Origin of the sequence: Chitinophaga sp. 180180018-3 (assembly GCF_037893185.1) — a bacterium.
GTDB lineage: Bacteria > Bacteroidota > Bacteroidia > Chitinophagales > Chitinophagaceae > Chitinophaga.
In genome coordinates this window covers 2,990,073-3,015,462 of the sequence record NZ_CP140772.1, presented here as the reverse complement: position 1 = coordinate 3,015,462, position 25,390 = coordinate 2,990,073, and the positions used below count along the sequence as shown (strand labels likewise).

The following is a 25,390-nucleotide window of genomic DNA, read 5'->3' as shown; positions in this document are numbered from 1 at the left end:
AGATACCACCCGTGTGGTATCTATCTATATATAATAAAATATATGCTATCGATGAAAAGTAAGCTGACTTTCCTACTCCTTTCACTTTTGTTTTACAACTATTGCCGGGCGCAAACAGCGCCGGGTTTCAGGGAATTGCTTGACAGTGCCATGGTGCGGGATGCGGACCTTCGGGGTCAGATCACCAAAAATAAACTTACCGGTCTTGATCAGCACAAACTCAAAGATGTTTACCTCCCCACGCTGGAAGTAAGCGGTATGGCGGGCTACATGAATGCCACTGCGCGCGTTATATCTCCCGAGCTGAACCTGGCGCCGTTTCTGAATATCCCGGAAGGTAAATACAACAACAACATTACGGCATCGGGTTTTTCGGGGCTGGCAAAGGCAGACGCCAAAATGCTGTTGCATTCCGGTGGCAAAGTAAAATATCTCAGCAAAGCATTGGGAGAAAAGAAATTGTCTGAAAATACATTGCTGGAAAAAACGAGTGATGAAGTAGTAGCGATGGTATCGCGGGCATATGATCAGCTGGCACTGGTGCATCAGTCGAAACGCGTGCTGGATGAAGCGAAAAAGAGATTGGATGCCAACCGTAAAACGGCCGACAAAGCGTTGGGATATGGACTCATCACCCCCTACGATCATAAAAAAATAGAAGTAGCGCAAGCTACACTGGATGCTAAAGTAGCGGAATATGAAGGGAAGAAGGAACTGCTACTGACCCAACTGGAGGTATTGACCGGTATCGACAAAAACAGGCTTCGGCTTATTGAGCCTGTACTGGTGCCCATGACACCGCCAGTGCCTCAGAAAACGATAGCAGACCGCGCGGAGATCCGGGCATTGAACCACGGTATTAATGCGTCTGCCTATAAAATAAAAGCAGAACAAACCTGGTGGATCCCAAAAGTACAGCTGATGGCATCCGCCGCGTATTTCGGTCTCTATGGCAGCAGGATTAAATCGTCTGATAACATCATCCCTCCTATCCCGGCAATTGGTTACCCTGGCCATAAGCTCGACTGGCGGCCTACGAATCTGAATATATTCCCTTTAGTACTGGCTGGTGTTGGATTCAAATGGGAGATCTTCGATGGCAGGGAAGGCAAACATGCCATCGAAGTTGCCCGTATCGACCAGGAGTTGCTGGAGAATCAGAAGTATGATGCATTACGTAAACTCACATTGAACCAGGCCAACAATCAATCTAATTATGATATCGCCAATGCGCAGATTGCGCTGAAGAAAAAGCAGCAGGAAATAGCCGGTGATGCGTTGGTACAGGCCGAGAAGGAGTTCAGGTATGGTATGTCCAAATCCACTCAGCTGATAGATGCAGAAAACGACCTGGAGACGGCCGAGCTGGAATATCAAAATGCGATCTTCAATCAGCGCAGAGCTGCTATTGAAATGATGCGGTCGACACAGGAACTGGATGTTAATAAACTATATTAACTTATGCAGACAGCTACAACGATTACTAAAATTAACTACGATAAAATGAAAATAACCAGCAGCATATTATTGATCGGTTTACTGGCACTGGCAGGCTGTGCTTCGAAAAAGCGGGATGCTGACCGGGTGGAAGGAAAAGCTAAAAAGGACGTCATTTCTTTTGCGCCTAAAGTTACCGGCAGGATACTGAAAATTTATGTAGCAGAAGGACAAACAGTGAAGAAAGGCGACACCCTGGCTTTGCTGGATGTACCGGAGGTTTCGGCAAAAATTGCACAGGCGCAGGGGGCCGTTAATGCCGCCACCGCACAGGAGCAGATGGCGCGCAATGGCGCTACAGCCGATCAGCTGAAACAACTGCAGGCCAAGTATAAAGGATTGAAAGAGCAATATGAATTTGCGAGAAAATCGTATGAACGGGCAACCAATATGTTCAACGACAGCCTGATGTCGCCTCAGTCTTACGATGAGATCTATGCAAAATTCCAGGGAGCAAAAGCCCAGTATGATGCCGTAGTAGCAGAACTGGACGATGTAAAAAGAGGTACCCGTATTGAAAAAGTGGAAATGGCCGCCGGACAGGCATCCCAGGCAAAGGGCGCATTACAGGAAGCGAACGTTGCTTATTCGGAGCGGTATATCATTGCTACCAACGATATGGAAATAGAAACGATCAGCCTGAATCCCGGAGAGCTGGCTACGGCCGGCTTTGCGCTGTTCAACGGATATATACCCGGCAGCACGTACTTCCGTTTTACGATACCGGAAAGCAAAATTGCGCCCTTCAAAACAGGGCAGGATATAAAAATGCAGGTATCGTACAATAAAGAAGACGTGGATGGAACCGTCGCGTATATCAGGCAGCTGACCCGTTATGCGGATATCACCACCGCTTATCCTGACTACCAGATACAGGATGCAATATATGAGATCAAGGTGCAACCTAAAGATATGAGTAAGGTGAAAGATATACTGGTAAATGCAACTGTTTTACTGAAATAATCAGGCATGAAAGAATTTATCCGATTGTTGAAACGTGAGTTCAAGCTGTTCATTGGCAATTCCACCCTGCGCACCGTCTTTTTCCTGGCGCCGGTCTTTTATGCCACACTGCTGGGTTTTGTGTACAAAAGCGGGAAGGTGGAGAATATACCTGTAATCGTAATCGATAAAGATAATACCCCGTTATCTAACCAGTTGGTGGAGATGTTGGGAGATAATAAAAGTATTAAGGTGCTGAAATATCTGCGGGAGCCCGACAACGTGAACAGTGAAGTGATCAGGAAAGAAGCAGCTGCTGTAGTGATGCTCCCTTCCCGTTTTGAAGCGGATATATTGCAGAAGAAATATCCTGAAGTGAATGTATATGTTAACACCGGAAACGTATTAACGGCCAACTTCGCTTCCAAGGCATTGCAGCTGACCATTGGTACATTTTCCGCGGGTGTATCCATCAAGGGATTACAGAAAATGGGGATGCCGGCAGTGAGGGCAGCCACCCAGTATGAGCCTTTCAAAACCAACTATATCACGCTCTTCAATACTACCAGTAACTACCTGATTTTTATGTGGCCGGCCATGCTGGCGGTAGTACTGCAACAGGTGATCCTGCTGGCGATGGCCGTTAGCTTTGCAGCGGAGTTCCAGCGGGGTTCTTTCGTGGAAGAGTACCGTGGCATGCGCAGATGGGCCTTCCCTATTATGCTGATAAAAGTGATTCCCATCTGGCTTTTTTCTATCCTGATTGTTGCAGTTTATTATCTGATGCATATTCTTTTCCGGGTGCCATTGCCGGAAGGTATTCTGAACTTTATATGGCTTACTGCATTTTTTGTAGGCTCCGCCTCCTTCCTCGGTGTATTTGTGAGCATACTTATACCGGATGCGTTAAAAGCCACGCAAATACTGATGGTGATTGCTTCGCCGGCGTTTATCATCAGCGGCTTTACCTGGCCGCTCAGCGCTATGCCGTCTTTCGTTCAGTTTATGGCCAACATTATTCCACTGACGCCGTTTTTACAGGCATTTAAAATTCTGTTGATTCAGAAAGGCGCGGTGGGACTAACGTTTCCGTATATACGACATTTGGGTATTCTGTTACTCGTTTATGCATTCATAGGCTGGCTGGCATTGAAGATAAAGCTCTGGCGGATGTTCAGGGCTGCAAGATAAGTTATGGGAGTCTTGGCGAAACTTTAACAACGGTCATCCACCCATCATTCATTTTGTGTAATATATTTAATAACAAAATAATTGTTATTAGCAAGATGAAAAGTTACCCGGGTATATTCTCCGCATTGCTCCTATTCACGTGTTTTTCAGCGTTAGCGAATGACTCAGCGCATGTCAGATTCGTTTTTACGCCACCATTGAATCAGCAAAACTTTGCTATAACAGTGAGCGACGGGATCAGGCGCCACGATATAGATCCCAAAGGGAACCAGGAGTGGCACGGGGAGCTGTTTGCTCCTTATGGGTTGATCTCGATATACTACCATACCAGTGATACCAGTTATATTGCCAGAAGGGCCTTTTTTAAAAAAGGAAATTCCGATGTCGTTGTGGTATCATTGCCTGATACGGGTAAATATTATACGATCGACGAAAAGCGATCTGTAAATCTTGTTCCTTACGCCCGATTAGGAGGTAACACTTATGATGCCTTTATAAAAGAAAAACAGGATGCTCATTTAAGTTTTATCATGAAAAACATGAGCGAATTCGGAAGCGATACCGCTCTCCGGATGCAGGCATTCAGGATGGCCGATACGGTGACATATAAAGAATTTGAGTTCATTCAAAAATTCCCGGATCTATACATCTCCTTTTGGGTACTTCAGGAGAGAATACTTCCGGTGATATGCTTAAAACCGGAAGAGATGCTGCGGTATTACAATACAGTTTTGCCTGATAAATATAAACACTCCAGGTCCGCCGAACATGTACGGGAAATTCTTCAAAATAAAGTAGCTATCACCACCAACAGCAATTTTCCGGATTTTACAGCAGCCGACATCAACAATAACAAAATTGAATTATCCAGGCTCCGTGGAAAGTATGTGCTGATACAGATCTGGGCGTCGTGGTGCGGACCTTGTGTGAGGGAGATACCGGATTTAAAGATCATCAACGACCAATACCAGGGAGGTGACTTCAGGCTTATTTCATTCAATGTAGACAAGGATCGCGCGGCTTTTGAGCAGGCGGTTGAAAAATATGCCATGAACTGGACGTTGGTATTCGGAGATGATCATATCCGGGATGCATTATCGTCCTATCCGATTCCGCAACTTTACCTGATTGATAAAACCGGGCGTACGATTTACAACAACGGCACTGTAAAGGATGATGATCATCTGAGCCTGTTGAAACAATTATTATCGGAACGTTTGGAAAAATAAGCAGCTATAAAGATGGTATTGCAGCGCCGGGTTCCCTGTTACATGGATCGCAGCGACTTCACCGGGTTGGCCAGGGCCGCCCTTACCGCCTGGAAGCTCACCGTAAATATGGCAATGAGCACCACTACCGCACCAGACAGCGCAAACATCCACCATTCAATGGAGATCCGGTAAACAAAGTTCTGCAGCCATTTCGACATGCCCCACCATGCAATGGGAGCGGCGATCACCAACGCAATAAGCACGAGCTTCACAAAATCCAACATCAGCATCTGTATGATGCCGGTAACAGTAGCGCCCAGCACTTTCCGTATACCGATTTCCTTTGTACGCTGGAATGCGATGAGCACCGCAAGGCCGAAGAGGCCCAAGCAGCTTATAATGATAGCGATGGTGGTGGCGAGGTTTACAAAATTGATGCTGGCCGCAATGATCAGCAGCAGACCCAGGCCGATGAGTCCGTGCATTACCGGTTTGCTGGCTTTACGTACCTCCCACTCAGGGATGTAAGTTGAAAAATGCGATTCAGTCAGCGGTATCAGTTTGAACCAGCGTTTGATGCTGCGGGGAAGCTTGCTATCCTGCAAATTCTCCTCCCATTTTTCGCCGGCCACCTTCGTTACCATTGCCAGCACCTTTGCCGTATCCGTACCCGGCCCCAGCTGGAGATACACCCGGTTAGCACCATCGGTGCTGGTCCACTGGCCCAGCGAATAAGTTGCAGGAGGAAGCCTGAAAAATTCCTGTCCCGTAAATTCTGTAGGATAGCCCAGATCTTTTACGATACCCGTTACCGTCCGTTTCTTTTCTTTGTTATAAGTAATTATTTTCCCTAAAACCGCCTCCGGAGCGGTTGTACCAAAATAACTTTTTGCGCGGCTTTCGGTAAGCACTACATTTTCCGGAGCATTCAGCGCAGTAGCGGGACTGCCGGCTAACCAGGCGTAAGGCACCATTGCAAAATAAGTAGAATCAGTAGCCACCACACCCTTTACGTTACCTTTAACAACAGGTTCCTGCCGTTGATCCGTAGTTTCCACGACGTTGATCCATTGGGAGAAAACCGGTACCACCCGTTTGAGGCCGGGTACTTCTTCACGCAGGAACTAATATAGCGGAGCAGAAGCGCCGCCGTTGTAACTTTCTGTTTGTTCAAACATCATTCCTGTTACCAGGCGGTAGGTATTAGTGCGATCGGGCAATTGACTATCGAAGCTATATTCGTAACTGACGATGCGGTAGATCACCCAACAGGCGCTGATGCTGATGGCAATTCCTATGATGTTGAGGAAAGTGAAGAGCCGTTGGCGCCATAGCTGGCGGAATATAGTTTTGATCAGGAGGTTCATAGTGTGAAGAAGTATTGCGGGAGAGGCAGGTATTATCATGCCATGTTACAGATATATGATGTACAGAGACTTAATCATGATGTGTATTGATTAAGTGTCCGGATGAGTACAGAGATTGTTCGGTAACGGACATAAAGCAGAGAACGTATAGCCGCCTCCGTAAACATGCTGTTCATTCTGTTCATTCTTCTCAGTTCCTTTTATACCAGTTAATAATTCCACAATAATTACTATCTTACTATCCTGATTTTACTATCCGGATTTTAATACCCTCAATATACCATTATGCAACCCACTATTGGAAACCTTATAGTCGGCTCCTGGGCCCTGACTAACTGCGTCGACTGGGACGCCAACGGACAATCACTTCATTTCTTTGGATCCACACCTTCCGGTATTCTAATGTACGACGAGAAAGGTCACATGAATGTTCAGATCATGAATCCTGAAAGACCCAGATTCAAGTCGGATGCAATGGGCGTCTGTACGCCGGAAGAAGCTTCTGCGGCATTCCTCGGATATAACGCCTACTATGGGCGTTATTCCGAGGAACAGCCTGGTGAGATCTCCCATGTGGTAGAAGGCAGCCTTTTTCCCAATTTTATCGGAATCAGGTTTATCCGTTACGCCACCTTACAAGACGACAAACTGGTGTTGAAAACGCCTCCCCTGGTAGTGTACGATAAACCCATGACTTTTCAGCTTACCTGGCAACGGCTGTAAGCAACCTTAGTACTATCCTATTTTAAACCATCAAGTAACCCGCTATGCAATATAATCTTGCAGAGAGAATTCTCATGTCTGTTAGTGACCACGACAATGAGCACCAGATCCTATTCAACAATCAATTCCTGAAGGGCGATTTTATTTGTGAACAAACAGGACGTTTTGCGGGCGGATTCCATACTGCCGGCATTCTTCCTGAACAGAGAGTGTTGTTGCTATTAAAAGACAGTCCCACCTTCATTTACTCATTCCTGGCCTTGTTAAAGATCGGCGCCATACCGGTGCCGCTTAATCCGAAAACAGAGCCGGAAACGCTGGCTTATATACTGGACGACAGCCGGGCAGCGGCCATTATAATAGACGATGCAGAACAGGAACGGCTCAAGACGGTATTTCGGCAGGCGATATTTATTGCGCCGGATAAAATCTTCCGGGAAAGCCAGTTGAATGATACCGCTTTTCTTTCTTCCAGGCCCACTTTTTTTTATCGGAAGAAACCCAACAGTATTGCATTCTGGCAATATACATCCGGCACCTCCGGAAGACCGAAGGCTGTACAGCATAGCCAGGATACAATGCTCATCAACACAAAACTGTTTGCCACCGACACGCTTGGCATCCATCAACACGACCGGATCTATTCCGTTCCAAAAATGTTTTTCGGATACGGCCTCGGCAACAGCTTTTTCTTTCCGTTACTGACGGGCGCCAGCGTTTTAATCGACGGCCAATGGCCAGACCCCGCCAGTGTTGCAGCCAACATCATACATTATAAGCCCAGCGTCTTTTTTGGCGTGCCTAAAATGTACGCGGCTTTATTGCATTCGCCTACTCCGGAACTGACAGCAGCACTGAAGGAAGTGCGACTATTCTTTTCTGCCGGTTCTCCGTTACCGGCTGCTTTGTATGAAAAGTGGAAAGCATATACCCGCCATCCGATACTGGATGGTATCGGTTGTACGGAGGTAGGCCACGTATTCCTTACCAATAAGCCCGGCAGCCATGGCGCCGGAAATACAGGGAATGTAGTGGAAGGCTATGATCTGCAACTCAACTATAGCCATAGCGAGCCGAAGGAAAAACAGGTTGCGGGAGAACTGTGTGTAAAAACGCCTTATCCGCTGGCCGGATACTGGGAAGATCCCGTAAGGAACAATGCCAAATTCCGGGATGGCTGGTATCATACCGGCGATCTGTTCAGCAAGGCCGACAACGGTACCTATGTTTATCATGGCCGCAAGGATGAATTGTTTAAATCCAATGGCCGGTGGGTAAATCCGAGTGCCTTTGAATCCCGGTTACTCAGTTCAGTATCAGGTATTGAAGAATGCATGCTGCTGGACCTTCCTGATGAGGAATCGCTTATCGCTATGTTGTTACTTGTTGTTGGGAAGGAAGATACGAAGAGCGCTGTTACCAGCTATATTAAGAGCAATGTCGAAAGCCATTGCCGACCGAGAGATATCGCCTATTTACCCGAGCTTCCCCGGAATGCTAACGGGAAGATATCCCGGACAGTGCTCAGATCGCAGTATCAACAATATTTTCAGCATAAAAAGAATTAACCATGGCGATAGTAATAAAAGGAACCGGTCATGCCCTGCCCGGGCAAACCATCGGCAATGCTGCTATTGTAAGCAGGATGAACACTACGGAAGAATTCATTGAAACCCGGACGGGCGTATTAACCCGCAGGCATGTAACGCCCGATAAAGGGGTCAGCAGCCTGCTGATACCAGCCTGTCTGGCTGCCATAGCAAAGGCGGGCCTTACACCCCGGGATATCGACATGATGATCATCAATACCCTCAGTCCTGATCACCACGATCCGTCTGAAGCCTGTTTTATCCAGCCGGCGCTGGGCCTCGGCCACATACCGGTATTTGATATCAGGGCGCAATGTTCCGGCCTGCTATACGGCGTGGAAATCGCCTATTCCAGGTTGCTGGCCGGACGGAGCAAACATGTGCTGATTGCATGTGGCGAGGTGTTGTCTAAAAGAATGGATACTTCAGATGAAGGGAGGAATTTGTCGATTTTACTGGGAGATGGCGCCGGCGCCATCGTATTAAGCCGGGACGACGATCACCCCGGCGGCGTGATTGATTTGCTGATTAAAGCCGATGGCAGCCAGTACCGGCTGTTATGGACCGAGGCGCCAGGCACTGCACAGCCACATTACACCCGCACTGATACAACGGCTCATTTCCGGATGAACGGAAAGCATATGTTCAAAGATGCTACTTCGAGGATCTGCGAAGTGGCGCTGGAGATACTGGAAAGAAATGGCCTCGGGCCTGGCGACGTAGATATTATACTACCTCATCAGCCTAATCTACGTATACTCGATAACGTTAGAGAACAACTGGGCGTACCTCCGGAAAAAATGGTGACCAATGTTCAGCATTACGGTAACATGGCCTCTGCCTCTCTTCCGGTTACCATCAGTGAATACATACATCAGCAGGATCCGGCGCCTGGTACGCTGGCGCTGGTGTTGACTTATGGCTCAGGGGCCACCTGGGGCGCCATGTTGTACCGATTCTGATCACCCAAAAAAACGAGCATATGTGGATTAATAAACCAGGAAAAGTAAATGCAGCATTGTTTCTGCTTGGCACGCCGGACAACCCGCTTTACCTCGTAAAAACCGGTGACGGCTGGCTACTCATTGAAGGAGGCCTCTTACGTGATGCAGACCTTGTGATGTCGCAGCTTGGCGAAATAGTACCACGGCTGCAGGATATCCGGCATTGGTTCATTACCCATTCCCATTACGACCATTGTGGCCTGCTTCCCGTTCTTTTGCCTCATATGCCTGAGGTAAAATTATATGCATCCGCTGCTGCCATCGCGGGTTTCCGGTACGACAAATACATGGACTTTGTATTACGGATGCAACCGGACCGGGAAACACTCAATGTAACCGGCAATCCGTTTTACGGGCTGATTGATCAGCATTTCGAATGTGTGGCCGATGGAGATGAACTGTCGTTCAATGGCTGGAACTTCCGGGTACTGGCCACCCCGGGTCACAGCGATTGCCATCTGTCGTTGTACAGCGAACAGCAATGGTTATTTGCCTCTGATGCGTTGGGGCACATGATGCAGCCACACGACTGGTTTCCGCTCATCTTCCAGCATGCGGGCCAGTATATGGAAAGCGTTGGGAAAGTAAATGCACTGCGGGTGTCTATGCTGGCGTTAGGACATCACGGATTGCTGACGGATACATTTGCAACAACTGCGCCATCGAATAGTTTTGCCTCTACTAATCACTACATCGATGATTTTGGTAAGATGCTAAACAGCCATCCGGCGGAGGAAGTGGCAGCTATTTTTTCGCAAAAATATGCCGGTTACAGCAAGGGCTTTTTCAATGAGAGGATGTTTAAGTCGGCCATGCTCAGGATGATTTCGATCTTAAAGACAGAGGGATATATTGCATGATGTTAATTAAGGTGGATGGTGAGGCGGGCCATCCACTGTTGTTCTGCGGAAGTATGTCTTCCCTCCTTCTATATCTTCACCAACCCATTTTTGATGGCATAAAGTACCAGGCCGGTACGGCTTTTCAGTTGTAACTTCTCACAAAGCGCATTGCGGTATCCCTCCGCCGTACGAGGACTAACAAACATCTCCGCAGCTATTTCGTTATATGTTTTCTCCGTACAAAGTAATTTTAAAAACTCGGTTTCCCTTTCGGTTAACTTTACAAACCCGGAAATGTTGTTTTCGGAAGATAACGCGTTTAATGATTTCATGACTTTTCTTGTAATCTGCTCGTTATAGAAACATCCGTGCTGAAGCACCTCATCGAAGGCCAGCTTCAGCTCTTCTGGTTCGGCATCCTTCAGTACGTAACCTTTGGCACCGTTTTTCATCATTCTAATGATAGCAGATTCCGCATCCATCGTGCTCAGGGCCAGCACGTTGATCTGAGGGTAATAGGTATTGATCCAATGGGCGGTGGCGTAACCATCCATATTGGGCATACTGATATCGAGCAGCGCAATATCCGGCAGTGAATCCTGGCGGAGCTGCCGGATGAAATCCTTTCCATCAGCGGCTTCGAACAGCACTTTGTATCCCGGAAAAAAATTGATAAGGGATGTAATTCCTCTGCGAAACAAAGCGTGATCGTCTGCAATAGCAATTTTTATTTCTTTATTCATATGGGATATTTAAAGTAACAGCGGCGCCCTTTCCTTCAGTACTGCTGATATGAATAGTTCCGTTAATTAATGCTACCCGGGTTTTGATGTTATTGAGACCAATGCCTGATCGTATTTCGTTCGACTGATGCTGAAGGAAGCCTACGCCGTTGTCGGTGATCTTTATGTGCAGGTATGGAACGGTGTAATCAAGATCTGTATTTATCTGTGTTGCATTGGCGTGCTTCAGGATATTCTGAAAGCATTCCTGTACTACACGAAAGAGGATAGTTTTTGTTTGTTCGGAAAGCGGCTGTTCAGCACCACTTACCTGCAGATGATATCGAATGGAGCCCCAGCGGCTGATCCGCTGCAACTCTTCCTCAATGATCTGTGCCAGGGTCAGTTGCCGGATGCGATCACTATTGAGGCTTTTGGCAATATCACGTAAATCGTTCAACGCATTGCTAAGATTGCTTTTTATATCAGACAACAACGGTTTGTCGGCCGTTTCACTTTGCTCGGCGATGCTTAACTGCACCTTTGCCAGGCTAAGTAACTGCCCCACGTTGTCGTGTATTTCCTGGCTGATGGTGTTGAACGTTTGCTCCTGTACTTCCAGGCGGGCCTGGAGAAGATTGTGTTCAAAGCTCTGCTTCAGCAAAAAGGTCTTCTCTACATACTCTTTACTTTTTTTATAGTAACGAATAACTACCAATCCGATAAAAACAAAGAACAGGAGAAAAGCAATGGTACCAAAAACGACCAGGTATGTAATTTCCGATACTTCCATTTACAATAAAAGTACAAAACAGATAGCAATTGTATTCAGGAGCTGCTAATTAAAACATTTTATTACAGCCGTACTATTATTCTATGGGCAGCCATTTCGCGAGCCTGGCATACATCTCGTCCGTCCAGTTTTTACCACAATGTGTGCTACAGCCGTTATCTGTAAATCCTTCACTATTGGCTTTCACAGGAGAATTGGCAGGAATCAGGTCATACAGGGCTTTTCCGTTTACGCCGTATTGGTCGTCGGCCTGGGCGCAATTAACGGCATAAATAGGTATTTTAAAATTTTGTGCGTCCCATTGACCGGATGCCCCACAGGCGCCCAATATTCCTTTACAATAAGCGAGCGTTGAATAAGTGGAATTAACGGTAAAGAGCATCATGCTTGCATAAGAGTATCCGCCTACTACTGATCTGTTTTTATTCACCTTATATTTTACTGACAGGGCTTGTATGCAGTTGTCATAGTCCTGCCCAAGCATATTCGCATCGCTGTTCCAGGCATCGTCTGTATTGGCTGGCTGTCCTTTCCGGTATTTAACAATAGCAGCCACATAGCCGTTTTCAGCCGCTTTCTGACATAGGGCATTTTCCCCATCTCCGTCGAGAGCTCCTTCTGAAGGCTGGCTGGGTTCATTTCCGCTTCCCATTACAAGAATTCCTTTGTAACTGGCCTGACCGGGTTTTATATATAACTTGTAAGTAATGCCGTTCCCGGATTCAATGCTGCTTTTTACAGCTCCGTCAGTGGTGATGTTATCGCTGCTTCCGCCCTTCTTGCAGGAAAACACCGTTGCGATAAGTATAACTGCCGTGATGGCAGCAGCTTTTTTGATTTGATTTATTGTTGTCATTGTTTGTAGATTTTATGTTGACCTTATTGTTTAAATTCTCTCTAATACTTAAATCACCTGTGAAAATTCTCCATACATCTGATTACTGTCGTTAGAAGTGGAAACAAGAAGCTTACCGTTAGCCATCACCAGCAGGAATTGTCCATTGCTGTTTCCGGTGGCCACAGCATTGTTTTGCAATGTATAAGGCGCAGTCGGAGAGGTGAAGTCGGAGCTATTGAAGCGAAAGCCAAATTTACTATCGGTACTAAATTGAATGGTGCAGGCAATAGCAGTTGACTCATTGTTTAATCGCAGCTGTCCCTGAAATTTCTTACCTGCAAAAGCATCGTTGCCTGGTATCCTTAACAGAGAAGCGTCAGCGAAACCCGTGTTGCCTGCGTAGTCTGTAATGGCATTGTTGATGATCGTCAAATCTGCATCACCAAAAGTAGCGTCAGTAATTTTCAAATGGCTGCCATTATACTGATAGCTTCCGGCAGAGACGAGGCTTCCTCCAACAGTCAATTGCCTGGAAGCTCCACCAGGTGTAAATATGATTGCAAAATTGGTTTTGTAATTAACCACCCGAACACCTGCTATATAGTATTGTGCAGGGTCAAAGCCGGCATTGGTTCCGCTGTCTTTCTTACAGGCGGAAACGCAAACGAGTAGTAGCAATCCTGCAAAAATTAATTTTAGTTGTTTCATAATTATACATTTAAGTGCTATTCTGTATCCCTTATGACTTCAAACAATTCCGGATAATCAACAGCATATCTGATCAATACCCTTTGCCCTAAATTGTAAACCGGGAATCCGTTGTTTGCGATTGATTGTTCTATTTCCTTATCGGCTGCCCGATAGTGGATGATAGCATAGGGATTGGTTTTAAAGAGATCCCCCCGCCTTCCCTCCCACCTGTCTTCCAATCTGGTAACAACCGCTTCTGCCTGCCGTGTTTCACCGGTGCTGAGTACGCGCTGGTCTCTCTGCCAGGAGAGCAGGAATACGGCCGCCAGGTTGCCGAGAACCAACAATATCATCGGCACTATCACCATCCGCACATAACGCTTCTTTTGCCGAAGTACTTCCATTCTATTTTCACGGCTTTGTTGTTGTTCCTCTTTTGTACCAAAAAGTATTTCGCTGATGGTACGTTTGGGTCCTGGTACCGCATTCCTCTTCTTTAAACAATAGAAAAGGAAAAACCAGCCAAAGAAAACAAGGAGTACCATCGCGCCGGCTACGATAAAGTTGTTTTTATATTTATACTCGTTAAAGTAAAACCAAACGGAAGTTGCCAGTATAACAGCACTGCTGATAGTGACGGCTATTGTTTTTTTCATCTTTCATTATTTAATTAAAGAGAAGCTCTATTTTAAAACCGCCTTTTGGGAGGTTTTCATGATGGAGTTGCGATCTGTGACAGCAAACGCCAGTCCGGCGCCTGTCAGGCCTTTGAATGTACCGTTAGGGCTCATGCTTTCAATATTGTTTGATTCTATTGGCTTAACGAAGCCCCACCAAAATACCATATAGCCCATTTGCGACTGCTGGCAGAGATTCATCATCAGGAGGAAATTGATGGGCCGGATTTTCTGCGGGTTGGTATTGTTCTTTATTTCATCATCACTCCGCTGATCATCCACGCTGGCTATTTCGCCGATCACCACCGGCAGGCCTGTTTTACTGAGATTAGTTAGGTTGGTGGTTATCTGCGCATCGGAATAATTGCCGAAAGCGCCCTGGGTAGGCCAATAGGTATGTATGCTGAAGATCAGGCTGTGGATCGGGTCGGCGTCCATCAGCGTAGGCCCCGACTGAACAAAATAATCAGCACTTTTGCCCCAGTTAACGGCGTCAATCATAATAGGGCAGCTGAATCCGGCGCTACGTAAGCGTTTTACCGCATCTATATTCACGGCTGTATAATCATCTGCAGAGGTGTTCTCATAAGACGGTTCATTAGCAATATTCAGAATGATAGATTGCTGATATTTCATCAGCATATTCTTCATAGCTGTACCAGTCCACCATCCGACTGCCTGGTTAAAGGCGTCAGCCAGGTCGTATTTGTTTCCCTGATTATCCTTGTCCAGCCCTGTAAAATCATGTATTTCCAATATAGGAATGATGCCTTTGCTGATACAGGTAGTAATCAGTGGTTCTATCTGCGCTGCAGTTATAGGGGCGGGCTCACTGTTATCGGATTGGCGCTGGAGCATGAATCTGATGGCATTTGCGCCGGTCTTTTCAATTTCAGGTATTTCCGTCATGCCCAGGCCATCGGTCCAGGCAGATCCCATATTCACGCCACGCAGTACCACTTTGTTCCCTGCACCATCGGCAAGAAAATGGCCGTCCACAATATGTAATCCATCATTGTTGGGAACAGCAGGCGTATTACCTGATGTTTCGTGTTTTTTACAGGCAGTAAATGCCGTTACGGCGAGCATTGTAATAGCTAATAATTTTATAGGTTTCATCATGTTTGATTTTAGATTCACAATGAAGCATCAGGCGGCTGGATGTAATTCACCATTGAATTGAAGGACCCCGGAAGTAAAGGAAACGGCCAGCTTACCGTTTACGATGACAAACAGAAATTTCTGATTACCTGCGGAGGCTGTAGCAACAGCATTGTTCTGCAGTGCATAATCCTTGTCCAGCAAGGTTGGAGGCTGCCCGTCTGTTGAAAAAGCAAACTTTCCACCATCGAACCGGAAAGTAAAAATGAAGTCGGGTGTGTTATGGCCATTTAATTTTAGATTTCCGGTGAATGTTTTACCGGAAAAAGCGTCGGATGCAGGTACTTTCTGCAGTATCGATGTATTGGGAGCCGCCATCGTATGAGTCAGCGAAGCCGCATCGGTGATGGTATTTCCGGAAATAGTAAAATCGAATCCCTCACTGGAGCCGGCCAGCATGAATTTCAGGTGATTATTTTTATATTCATAAGTAGCATCCGGGGATTTCTCGATGGACAGGGCCTTTGCCATGCCATTTGGCTGAAGTACCAGGGCGTAAATGGCCGAGTCGTTCACATTACCTTCGATGGTGCCGGTGATATAAGACTGCTCGGGAACGAAAGCCGGTGAAGTATCGTGGCTTTTGCTACAGGCTGCCAGGGCAACCACAATCAGCGTTACCGTAATATGCTTTACTGCTATCATAGTTGTAGATTTAAGGTGATGGTTTGGGGTTTATTATTTTTTGCAGGATAAAGTTACATCAGATGTATGCCCTGAATCAAGCGTGATCCGGCGCATTTTCAGGGGGGTAAAATCCCCCTCCCCCATGTGGGCGACAATGGCCACGCGCTTACCTCCGGCGATCACGCGGATAATGCCGGCAGACTGAGAGAAGGGAAAGGAAGTTGTTGGAAAGGGAAACTGGTACTGCCCTTACAAAGGGTAAACCTGCAGGACTTATACGCTATCGCTGATATTTCCATCTGCAATAAAAATACAACAGGAAAGAAAAGTATTGCATACAGGTAGCTATAATATTTATATCGTACAACGACATCAACATATGCTCGTTCTTCACCTTCACGAGGTTAATGCTTCCCAATATAAAAAAGCTGCCTATATTTTCTATCAACAAGCCTGTAATAAACCAAAACAGCGGATTCTTAAACGGATGTTGCATGATCTCTCCTTCTATCTCTTCGTAGAGCTTCATGAAGCAAACGGGAAGTATCAATAGCACCCCTATCAGGAAAACAGTCGACGCAAAGTTTACCAGGTTAACTACAAAGATATAGCTCATCGCTACAAACAGCGCGTAAATGTATACTCCGTAACGGATAACTTTTATTCTTACAGGACTTTGAATAAATGAAGAAATAAACAGGGAATAAAAAATAAATTCTCCCGGAAACCAAAAATTGTAAAGCAGGGATGTGGAGATCCATTTTGCAGAACGATACATTGCATAAGATTCTACGCATAGCAGCGCGGCGAAAAAGGGAACCAGCCACTTCTCAGCCCTGGTTCCTTTTTTGTAAAAAAAAGCGCTGAAAATTAAGCATAGAAAAATCTCTGCCAGATAAGCCGGTTGTGCAATACGAATGATCATGTCAGCAATAATATCGAACTACATCTGTTGGGGTTCAAGCCTCTCAATGATAAGGTGGTGAAGGGCAGCAGGCAGTATCACCGATATTGTCGTTACCCGGGTACCTGTAATTCGCTTTAAAGCCCGGTATAATAACGCTATCCCCTATCGATGATAATTCAACCCCATCCTTTTCAATCAGCAACGCCGTAGTCAGGTGATTGGAAATGTCTTTCTTCGGGTTCTGACAATCTTTCTGGCTCGGGAGCGTAACGCCAAACCTGATGTTGATATTAATCCTTTTGAAATCTGCTGGTGTCAATGCTCCAATGTCACCATTCGCAGCAATAAGCTTTTGTGCATCCTGGATAAACCCATACATGACAGCTAAAGGGATGGAAATGTAGTCGATCTTCGTGATCACCCTGCCATCCGTAGAAGATAGTTGAACAAAATTCTCGAAATCACTGATAATCTTTGCTAAATCACCCTGGTTAATGGCTCCGTCCTGGGGACTGGACTGGCCACTGTTAACAATTTTGGTGGACATAACTTAATGTTTTAAAGTGTGAGGGGTAAATTCCTCCCTAATATACAATTATTCCCACCGTAATTTCCAACAAAGGCTATCACCGGGAATGAACCACGTCTATATTAAAAACCTATATAAACGCACTGCAAATAAGCATTTCGCAGCAGCCATACTATCTTCCAAACCCGTCAAAAAACCGTGTTTTTACGTGACCAGGAGGGGGTTTTCACGGGGGCGAATTAGCGTTTTATTGCTATTGACTTGCAGCATAGTCCGGGAGTAGTTTTGTACCGATTGTTATCACCCCTTCTTAACAAAATAAAGATCATGAAAAATATTCTACTATCAGCTTTGCTTTTCCTGCTTCTTGCAAGTTGTAAGAAAAACTCCATTACTTCCCCTAATCCGCCGCCATCTAACAACAATACCTGTATGCTTTCAGGAGAATCCAGCTCTCTGACCGGACAGCCACAGACTTTTGAATATGATCCGAAAGGATTGCTCACCAAAGTAACAATGGCTTACGGCCTCAGTTCTCTTTACACCCCGTATGTACAAACCGTTACTCCCTACAGGGTGGCGGGAACCTATAGTAAAATAGGCCAGTTCACCATCAACGATCTCGTGGTGTTTGACGACAGTACCCAAAGTGTGTATGACGGCATGCCCGCCTATGCTGGATTTGGAGACGGAGGTACCGGCGCAGATAGTGTTATCAAAATCATCAACTACAAGGATCATTACTTTCTTTATGGCTACGACGCAAAGAAACGGCTCACTTCTGTTTACATCAACTACAGGTATACGGTGAACATAGATACCTTCAGCAACAAGAAAATAGTAGCAGGAGTTACAGACAGTCTTGTATATGACGATAAAGACAATGTGATAAAAATACTGGTCATCAATAAATACGCAACCTTCAAGTATTTCCCACAGCAGCCATCTCAAAATTACTGGCTCTTCGATCAGGCGCTCCGGGAAACATTTGAAATCGTCTACGACGAAAAGCCCTGTCCGTATACATGTATGCTGAACTATTACAAATTCATACGATCCGACTGGGGGGATTATTATACGAGCAACTGGTTGTTGATCATTGCTGCCCTTAGCAAAAACAATCCTGTTAAATTGCACGCTTACGGTCGTGACCTGTATTTAAACGCAATAGATGCGACATACGAATACACCTACAACTATAACGAGCACGGCTACCCGACAGAACGCCTGTCGGGCGGTAACACCCAGGAAACATTTACTTATCAATGTAAATAACCAGGAATTCTTTTAATAACATCCAAACCAGATAACGATGAACGCAAGAATAACAACTGCTACATTGCTGCTACCATTGGTGTTTATTGCATTGGCCGGTTGCAGCAAGAAAAATCATGATACTCCCGGCAACGGCTGTGATGGCAGATTTCCTACCACTGTCACTTCCACCTACTATACGCCGCCCACTATTATATCGTATCAATATGACGGAAATAACAGACTATCGCGTGTTACATATAACCAGGCGGATACTACCTACTTCACCTACGAGCCCAACAAAATAACAAGAATAAACATCAGAAACGGGAAAAAAGACAGCAAAGAGCTCATCGAATACAATAGCCAGCGGCTGATTACCAAAGTTACCCTGAGGGATGTCAATGATGATGGCAGCGAAAATCTCAATTCCGGATATATAGAAACGTATGAGTATAACGACACTATTGTTATCAGAAGCAGCATTACTTTCGTTGGTGTTTCCGCGCCTTTTCTCAGCACTTATCAGTGGGCAGACGGCAATCTTATAAAACAAACAGAAACGCAAAATGGTAAAGTGAGCAGTACAAAAATTTACACCTACTATGACCAGCCGGTGCGGCAGGGCGACGAACTGGTGAATGAAGATTTTAATTCCTACGGCAATACCGCAGGTACCATTCGAAATAAAAGCCTGGTAAAAAGCAGGTCAGGCGCTCCTAACACGCCGGAAAGCTATATTTACGGGTTCGATGACACGGGCCGGGTTGTTAGCAACAGCATTACACGAGATGGCTATCGCACTTTTGTGCTGCTTTACAATTACACCTGCAGGTGAACAATAAACATAACAGAAGGAATGGTGAATTATCTTACTTCGGATAAGAATATACCGTGGCAAACGGATATTGATCAGTTTTAGGGATAGCAATTGGTGGAAACTAAGCACTCTTTTCGGATATTTAGTTAAGTTTATACAGAGATAGCAGCAAATCGTCTGTCGATGCCTGCATCTATAAACAAAAATATTCCAATGAAAAAGGGGTTTATCTATTTACTGGTGGCGCTGATGAGCGTGGGTAATCTCACAGCCATCGCACAGGCGCCGCGAAAAACTGCGCCCAGGCCTAACTTCATCATTATTTTCATGGATGATATGGGTTATGGCGATCCGGAATGCTATAACGGCGCCGTATATCATACCCCCCATATCAACAAGCTTGCAGCAGAAGGTATGCGCTTTACCAATTTCTACGCCGCGCAGGCCGTCTGCACTGCTTCCAGGGCGGGTATACTTACCGGCTGTTATCCCAACCGCCTGGGCATACATGGCGCCTTTATGCCCTGGACTGAGATTGCGCTGAATCCCCGGGAAACCACCATCGCATCTATGCTGAAGAAAGAAGGATACTATACAGGCATGATCGGGAAATGGCATCTGGGCGCCAAAGCGCCTTATTTCCCCATACACTACGGCTTTGATGAATATTTAGGATTACCTTATTCCAATGATATGTGGCCTGTGGGATATGATGGCAAACCTGTTACTGATACCGCTAACCGGATGTCGAAATACCCGCCACTGCCCCTGCTGGAGGGAGATCAACCCGTTCGTTATATTAAAACCCTGGACGACCAGGGCACTTTAACTGCCACCTATACCCAGCGTGCCTGTGATTTTATAAAAAAGAATAAAAACAGGCCCTTCTTTTTATACCTGGCGCATTCCATGGTACATGTTCCCATTGCGGCATCCCCCCGTTTTTTGGGAAAAAGCGGCGCTGGTTTATTTGGCGATGTGATGATGGAAGTAGACTGGTCGGTAGGCGAAATCATGCAAACCCTCAAACAGCAGGGTATTGATAAGAATACGATGGTTGTTTTTACCAGCGACAATGGTCCCTGGCTTACCTTCGGCGATCACGCGGGTAATGCCGGCGGCCTGAGAGAAGGGAAAGGCAGTAGCTGGGAAGGCGGCCAGCGGGAGCCCTGTATTATTCGCTGGCCGGGAATAATCCCTGCTGGTACCATCTGCAATAACCTGTCGGCTACCATCGATCTTTTACCAACCATTGCGAAGCTTGCCCATGCACCATTACCCGAAAATAAAATTGATGGCGTGGATATATCTTCATTGCTGTTCATGGAGAAAGGTGCGAATCCCAGAAATGAATTTGCATATTATTATCGTCGCAACAACTTAGAGGCTGTTCGCAAGGGCAGCTGGAAACTGGTGCTGCCACACAGGGGGCAAACGTATAAGACCTACATGCCCGGGAAAAACGGCTTCCCTGGCGGTTATGCAGAGGCGGATGAACCTATGGCATTGTATGATCTGGCGCATGATCCCGGCGAAACGCTGGACGTTCAGAAATCATATCCCGATATCGTGAAAGATTTAATGACGGTTGTGGAAAAGTACAGGAGTACATTGGGGGATGATCTTACCCAAACACCTTGCAAAGAATGCAGAGAGGCGGCAAAAATAACAGTAAAAAAATAACGCCATCCGGCTGAACAGCGAAGACCTTAGCGATAATAATAATCGCTAAGGTTCTTTCGCCCTCATCAGGTTATCATGTAACTTTTAGATTTTTCCATCGTTCAACAGCTGACAGTATTCATTTAAATTTACCCTATAAATTCACTGATCAGCCAATGTCTGTACGTAGTTATCTCCTGTTTTTCCTGTGCATGGCAGTAAGCCTCGCCTCATCGGCCCAGCGCAGACGCCCGCATGCCCCGCCGATAGTCATCGACCCGCCCAAAACCGGATGGCTTCTCAGCACCAACCTGCAATCGCTACACGATTTTGACGCCGGACCCAGTCTGGCAGTAGAATATCGGTATTCAAAATACTGGGGGGTAGTAATAGAAGGCATGGCAGTCATGTACCAGGGTTTGGGAAGTGGCGGAAGTACACCCCATGGGTTTCGCGTCCAGCCGGAGCTAAGGTTTTATTTTCCAGGACGCTATGAAAGATACAGGGGCTTCTTTAGTTTACAGGCAGCCTACAAGCAAACCTCCTATCAGCAAACAGCGATGGTTGAAAGAACCCCCAATACCAATCGGACATCCTGGGAATCTGTAGACTACGAAGAACGGAAATATACCCGCTCCATAGCCGGGAATATAGGCTTCCAGGCCAGACTAGGTAAGTCGCAACGTTTTATGCTCGAATGCTATGGTGGTTTGGGCGTAAAGAGCAAAAATTTTGGCAACAGACCCGCCAACATGGTAAAAGCAAGCAGTCTTTGGCTTTCGGTTTACCAGGCAGAGGACGGGGATTTCATACATATACCAATGGGCTTCAGGCTTGGATACCGTTTATGAACATAAACATGAGCCAGGCCCTTCAAATAAAGACCTGGCTCATCAAGAAATTGTCTGCTCCCGAAATTGTTATATACAAACACTAATGCCCTATGGCCTTACTATCCTGATTCAACTGCTGATTTAACGCCGACTGATCTTTCTTAGTAAGATGGCCACGATCCTTTTTGCGCATATCCCGCTTCTCCTCGTTAATTTCTCTCAGGTTTTTGCGATCCTGTTTGGCCTGGCCTTTGGTGATATCTCCTTCCCTTCTCTCTTCGCTTATTCTTCTTTCCTGGTTATCTATCCGTCTGTTTACCTGATTTACACGAGGATGGTTCCTGATATGTGTTCTTTGATGCCCTGGTCCCTGTGCAAAGGCAGATGCACTAATTAAGCCGGCGATGGCCAACATAAATGGAAACTTCATGGTGGTGTTTTTTATATTATCAATTTAGTTACGATGGTTGGACATATCACTATTGATAAAGTTTAAAAAGACGAATAGGCATAGCGGCTTTAATATATTTTTAACGCATATATATGAAAAAACAGATAACCATTGCAGCGCATGGCGTCATTTAATAGAAATTACGGATTCCAAATCAGCAACCCGAAAGGGATAATTAAGCATGGCGGAAGGAGGACTAATTAAACATCGAAGGGAAGCATTCAATTCTTCTCTTCAACTCAACTCCTGGTTCCTGACCTGAAACCCGTAATTCCCTTATGGCTTCAGATTTTTATCGAAATACCGCCGTATGGCTTCGTTGGCATATTTTTCACTTGTTCCTTCAAAAAAATGAGTTTGCAATGGTAATAGCAGGAGATCGTATGGTTTACCTGCCTTAATGAGTGCAGCTATCATTCTCACTGTTGCAGAAAATGGCGCGTTGACATCACTGGTGCCATGAATAAGGAGTAATTTGCCCTTAAGATTAGCAGCAAGTTTGTTATTGGCGGCATAGTCATAAACCGCCTTATTGTTCTGCGGCAGCCCAATGTAGGGCTCGTGGATCTCTGCACCTTCATTGACCTCTCCTGCCGAGGAAGCAACACCTACCCGGTAAACATCGGGGGCTGTCAGCATAGCACGTTCTGTAAAATATCCACCCCAGGAATGGCCGTAAACGCCTACTCTTGTGAGGTCCATATAAGGCCGTTTCTCAGCCAGCTGCCTTAAAGCAGCTACCTGGTCGGGAATCTCATTCCTCCCGATATTATTAAACACCACATCCTGGAAAGCTTTACTCCTTTCAGTAGTACCCCGCCCATCTACCAGGAAGGTAATGTATCCGGCCTGTGCCAGTGCCTGTGCCTGGATAGACAAAGAGCTGTTAGGCATGAATCCATTGGGCACGATTGTCATAAAAGGACCGGCATAGATCACATTAATGACGGGATATTTTTTATTTGGATCGAAGTTGTATGGCTTATAGAGGATCCCATACAGATCTGTTTTCCCATCAGCAGCTTTTACGACGAAGCTCTCCGGCGGGTTCCAGCCAATGCGCCGAAGCCGGCTCGTGTCTGCTGTTCTTACTACCTGCAGTAGCTGCCCATTCGCGCGGCGCAGCTCCACCACCGGAGGTTCGCTGATGGTAGAATGCGTATCCAGGAAATAGTTGCCCCCCGGCGAGAACTGAATGTAATGCGCGCCACTGGCACTCGTTAGCCGTTGCATGTTTTTGCCTTCCAGATTTATCCGGTAGAGATTAGTGTAATAAAGATTAGTCTCCGCATTGGCCGTAAAATAGATCCATCCATTTTTCTCATCTACCTTCACCACCTGTATAACAGGGAAAGTACCATCCGTTAGCTGGCGGATTAATTTCCCGCGCATATCATACAGGTAAAGATGGCGCCAGCCGCTGCGCTCCGACATCCAGATAAAACGTTTACCATCTTTCAATAGCGTGAATTGACGCCGCCATTTGTCTATGATGAAATCCAATCCGCCAACAAAAGTATTTTGTTGCTCCATCAGTATGACGCTGCTGGCACCTGTGTTAGGATCCGCTGTCAGCAGCGTTAAATCATTTCCCTGGCGGTTCATCCGCATAAAAATCACAGCCGCCCCATCAGGTGTCCACCCCAGCGGATAAACGTATTGCTGCGGACTGCCACCCATTGCTATCTTTACCTGTTTGCCGGACCTGGTGTCAATTACATAAAGGTGAGGTATTTCCAGGCTATCTCCTGTTCTGGCATATACGTCCCATTCAACATCTTCCAAAGGCTTTGAATAATTGATAATGGGGAGATGGTATACGTTCCGGTCGTCTGATTGGCGGACAAGCAGCTGCGCACCATCCGGCGACCAGGCAGCATCGGCTATGCTCCACGCGTTGTCTGCGATACCGTTGTCTGTCAGCTGCTTTGGCGCCCCGGCCCCTGTATTACGCAGCCATAGATTATTGTCCTGAACAAAAACAGATTGTTGTTTATCCGGAGACGGCAGCGACAATGGATCCTCCGCTTTCTCCTGCATCGCATTCAGCCTGGCTTTATCAGAAAGCTCTTTTTTTGTGTTACGTTTAGCGTCAACCTCATAGATAACGGTGCTGTCCGGCCTGCCTGTGGCAAACCAAAAGCGGTCGCCGGCCACCAGCCAATGAGGCCGGATGTAGGTTCCGCTGACAAGCGTATGAACCCTGAGATAGGCTTCATAGCGATCGTCCTGTGTTATGGTATCGGCAGACTGAGCATCGGCTGAAGGCACTGCAATAACTAATTGTGCAGCTACCAGCAGGCACGATAGCGTAAAGCGGGCGTTGATCATCACTGACAATTTTCACTTATTCTGTGAAGTATATTTTTCACCAATTCAATTTCCTGTGCCGTAATACCCTGTAGTGCTTTCTTCCGGTAGGCATTGACAACCGGCTTCATTTGCTGCAGCATCTTTAATCCATACGGAGTGATGGTCAGGTGAAAGCGCCTTCTGTCTTCCGCGTGAAACTCGCGTTTCAGGATTTGTTTGCTCACCAGATTTTCGATGATACGGGTGACAGAAGCATGGTCCTTGAACGCAGCGATTGCTATTTGCTGCTGTGTGATACCGGGGTTATTCTGGATGATGCTCAATATCAACCCCTGATCTATCGTGGTTTCAAAGCCTTTTTCTGTTATATTTCTTTGCACGAATTGGCGGTACGACTTTATCGCCCTTTCAATATAATAAAACACTGTTTGTTCAGACTTCATCTTTCACAACTTATATTATTGATGCAAATATAATTGATATATCAATGAAATAAGGAAGATTTTATTTGGAAGGCAATAAGGCATGTGCAATGGTTGCCTAATTGAATATTTTTGCAATCTTCATGAAATATTTCAACTCATTGGAAGAATCATTTCCAAACCTCAATAGAAGGGATATCAACGCGGAGCAGTAATTTTATAAGAGGGCTTACATCGTTGCCCGTAAGTAAGGTTTTAGGATAGTGCTGCTACTTCCCGGAAAACAGCCATCTGCAAGCAATCTTTTGCCCGGACTGATAATCAA

At 46.0% G+C, this 25,390-nt stretch carries 26 protein-coding genes; 12 read left to right on the top strand and 14 right to left on the bottom strand.

Translation table 11 applies throughout. The features are described from left to right. Window positions 1–51: 51 nt before the first annotated feature. From UNH61_RS11810 to UNH61_RS11795, 4 genes are all read left to right on the top strand, one after another. The gene (locus UNH61_RS11810; RefSeq protein WP_326992192.1) at window positions 52–1,458 is read left to right on the top strand and encodes a TolC family protein; all 1,407 of its coding nucleotides are present in this window, start codon (window positions 52–54) and stop codon (window positions 1,456–1,458) included. A gap of 3 nt (window positions 1,459–1,461) precedes the next feature. Continuing rightward, complete coding sequence (locus UNH61_RS11805; RefSeq protein WP_326992191.1) at window positions 1,462–2,460, top strand: biotin/lipoyl-binding protein; 999 nt, start codon at window positions 1,462–1,464, stop codon at window positions 2,458–2,460. Between the two features lie 6 nt (window positions 2,461–2,466). Next, the gene (locus tag UNH61_RS11800; RefSeq protein ID WP_326992190.1) at window positions 2,467–3,630 is read left to right on the top strand and encodes an ABC transporter permease; all 1,164 of its coding nucleotides are present in this window, start codon (window positions 2,467–2,469) and stop codon (window positions 3,628–3,630) included. Window positions 3,631–3,827: 197 nt separating this feature from the next. Continuing rightward, entirely contained in the window at window positions 3,828–4,859 is a 1,032-nt protein-coding gene (locus UNH61_RS11795; protein WP_339071073.1) for a TlpA disulfide reductase family protein, read from the top strand. A gap of 38 nt (window positions 4,860–4,897) precedes the next feature. Here UNH61_RS11795 and UNH61_RS11790 read toward each other — a convergent pair whose 3' ends face one another. Both UNH61_RS11790 and UNH61_RS11785 read right to left on the bottom strand, forming a co-directional pair. Then, window positions 4,898–5,962: an ABC transporter permease gene (locus UNH61_RS11790; RefSeq protein WP_326996165.1), complete on the bottom strand. Its 1,065-nt coding sequence runs from the start codon at window positions 5,960–5,962 to the stop codon at window positions 4,898–4,900. 3 nt (window positions 5,963–5,965) lie between these two features. Further along, window positions 5,966–6,208, bottom strand: coding sequence for a hypothetical protein (locus tag UNH61_RS11785; RefSeq protein WP_326992188.1), 243 nt, complete (start codon window positions 6,206–6,208; stop codon window positions 5,966–5,968). Window positions 6,209–6,493: 285 nt separating this feature from the next. On the opposite strand from UNH61_RS11785, the gene UNH61_RS11780 reads away from it, so the two are divergent. Genes UNH61_RS11780 through UNH61_RS11765 form a run of 4 tightly spaced genes read left to right on the top strand, consistent with a single transcriptional unit; the run spans window position 6,494 to window position 10,384 of the window. Beyond that, on the top strand, window positions 6,494–6,931 hold the full coding sequence (locus tag UNH61_RS11780; RefSeq protein ID WP_326992187.1) for a lipocalin-like domain-containing protein: 438 nt from the start codon (window positions 6,494–6,496) through the stop codon (window positions 6,929–6,931). Window positions 6,932–6,975: 44 nt separating this feature from the next. Beyond that, the gene (locus UNH61_RS11775; protein ID WP_326992186.1) at window positions 6,976–8,499 is read left to right on the top strand and encodes an AMP-binding protein; all 1,524 of its coding nucleotides are present in this window, start codon (window positions 6,976–6,978) and stop codon (window positions 8,497–8,499) included. A 2-nt stretch (window positions 8,500–8,501) separates the two neighbouring features. After that, on the top strand, window positions 8,502–9,482 hold the full coding sequence (locus UNH61_RS11770) for a ketoacyl-ACP synthase III (RefSeq protein ID WP_326992185.1): 981 nt from the start codon (window positions 8,502–8,504) through the stop codon (window positions 9,480–9,482). Window positions 9,483–9,502: 20 nt separating this feature from the next. Further along, a complete protein-coding gene (locus tag UNH61_RS11765; protein WP_326992184.1) occupies window positions 9,503–10,384 on the top strand; it encodes an MBL fold metallo-hydrolase in 882 nt (293 codons plus the stop codon). Between the two features lie 68 nt (window positions 10,385–10,452). Here the strand turns inward: UNH61_RS11765 and UNH61_RS11760 are convergent, their stop codons facing one another. The 9 genes from UNH61_RS11760 to UNH61_RS11720 all read right to left on the bottom strand — a co-directional run bounded on the left by UNH61_RS11760 (window position 10,453) and on the right by UNH61_RS11720 (window position 17,328). After that, a complete protein-coding gene (locus UNH61_RS11760; protein ID WP_326992183.1) occupies window positions 10,453–11,109 on the bottom strand; it encodes a response regulator transcription factor in 657 nt (218 codons plus the stop codon). Then, window positions 11,102–11,881, bottom strand: a complete 780-nt coding sequence (locus tag UNH61_RS11755) for a sensor histidine kinase (RefSeq protein ID WP_326992182.1) — start codon at window positions 11,879–11,881, stop codon at window positions 11,102–11,104. Before UNH61_RS11755 ends, UNH61_RS11760 begins: the two co-directional genes overlap by 8 nt. Before the next feature lie 76 nt (window positions 11,882–11,957). After that, window positions 11,958–12,737 (bottom strand): hypothetical protein, encoded by a 780-nt coding sequence (locus UNH61_RS11750; RefSeq protein ID WP_326992181.1) that lies wholly within the window; start codon window positions 12,735–12,737, stop codon window positions 11,958–11,960. A 48-nt stretch (window positions 12,738–12,785) separates the two neighbouring features. Continuing rightward, window positions 12,786–13,427 carry a hypothetical protein gene (locus tag UNH61_RS11745; RefSeq protein ID WP_326992180.1) on the bottom strand — a complete coding sequence of 214 codons (642 nt, stop codon included), beginning with the start codon at window positions 13,425–13,427 and terminating at the stop codon, window positions 12,786–12,788. 17 nt (window positions 13,428–13,444) lie between these two features. After that, window positions 13,445–14,065: a hypothetical protein gene (locus UNH61_RS11740; RefSeq protein WP_326992179.1), complete on the bottom strand. Its 621-nt coding sequence runs from the start codon at window positions 14,063–14,065 to the stop codon at window positions 13,445–13,447. A 27-nt stretch (window positions 14,066–14,092) separates the two neighbouring features. Further along, complete coding sequence (locus tag UNH61_RS11735; RefSeq protein WP_326992178.1) at window positions 14,093–15,208, bottom strand: cellulase family glycosylhydrolase; 1,116 nt, start codon at window positions 15,206–15,208, stop codon at window positions 14,093–14,095. 27 nt (window positions 15,209–15,235) lie between these two features. Continuing rightward, window positions 15,236–15,892 (bottom strand): hypothetical protein, encoded by a 657-nt coding sequence (locus UNH61_RS11730; protein ID WP_326992177.1) that lies wholly within the window; start codon window positions 15,890–15,892, stop codon window positions 15,236–15,238. Between the two features lie 262 nt (window positions 15,893–16,154). Then, window positions 16,155–16,652, bottom strand: coding sequence for a hypothetical protein (locus UNH61_RS11725; RefSeq protein ID WP_326992175.1), 498 nt, complete (start codon window positions 16,650–16,652; stop codon window positions 16,155–16,157). A 190-nt stretch (window positions 16,653–16,842) separates the two neighbouring features. Further along, window positions 16,843–17,328: a hypothetical protein gene (locus tag UNH61_RS11720; RefSeq protein WP_339071070.1), complete on the bottom strand. Its 486-nt coding sequence runs from the start codon at window positions 17,326–17,328 to the stop codon at window positions 16,843–16,845. Window positions 17,329–17,637: 309 nt separating this feature from the next. Here UNH61_RS11720 and UNH61_RS11715 point away from each other — a divergent pair, with 309 nt between their 5' ends. From UNH61_RS11715 to UNH61_RS11700, 4 genes are all read left to right on the top strand, one after another. Then, complete coding sequence (locus tag UNH61_RS11715) at window positions 17,638–18,585, top strand: hypothetical protein (RefSeq protein ID WP_339071068.1); 948 nt, start codon at window positions 17,638–17,640, stop codon at window positions 18,583–18,585. Window positions 18,586–18,622: 37 nt separating this feature from the next. Beyond that, window positions 18,623–19,402: a hypothetical protein gene (locus UNH61_RS11710; RefSeq protein ID WP_339071065.1), complete on the top strand. Its 780-nt coding sequence runs from the start codon at window positions 18,623–18,625 to the stop codon at window positions 19,400–19,402. A 195-nt stretch (window positions 19,403–19,597) separates the two neighbouring features. Beyond that, the gene (locus tag UNH61_RS11705) at window positions 19,598–21,067 is read left to right on the top strand and encodes a sulfatase (protein WP_339071063.1); all 1,470 of its coding nucleotides are present in this window, start codon (window positions 19,598–19,600) and stop codon (window positions 21,065–21,067) included. 155 nt (window positions 21,068–21,222) lie between these two features. Further along, window positions 21,223–21,897, top strand: coding sequence for a DUF3575 domain-containing protein (locus UNH61_RS11700; RefSeq protein WP_339071061.1), 675 nt, complete (start codon window positions 21,223–21,225; stop codon window positions 21,895–21,897). Between the two features lie 82 nt (window positions 21,898–21,979). Here the strand turns inward: UNH61_RS11700 and UNH61_RS11695 are convergent, their stop codons facing one another. From UNH61_RS11695 to UNH61_RS11685, 3 genes are all read right to left on the bottom strand, one after another. Continuing rightward, the gene (locus UNH61_RS11695) at window positions 21,980–22,309 is read right to left on the bottom strand and encodes a hypothetical protein (protein ID WP_339071058.1); all 330 of its coding nucleotides are present in this window, start codon (window positions 22,307–22,309) and stop codon (window positions 21,980–21,982) included. A gap of 297 nt (window positions 22,310–22,606) precedes the next feature. Further along, a complete protein-coding gene (locus UNH61_RS11690; RefSeq protein ID WP_339071056.1) occupies window positions 22,607–24,661 on the bottom strand; it encodes a DPP IV N-terminal domain-containing protein in 2,055 nt (684 codons plus the stop codon). Further along, a complete protein-coding gene (locus tag UNH61_RS11685; RefSeq protein ID WP_339071055.1) occupies window positions 24,661–25,086 on the bottom strand; it encodes a MarR family transcriptional regulator in 426 nt (141 codons plus the stop codon). Before UNH61_RS11685 ends, UNH61_RS11690 begins: the two co-directional genes overlap by 1 nt. Between the last annotated feature and the right edge of the window lie 304 nt (window positions 25,087–25,390).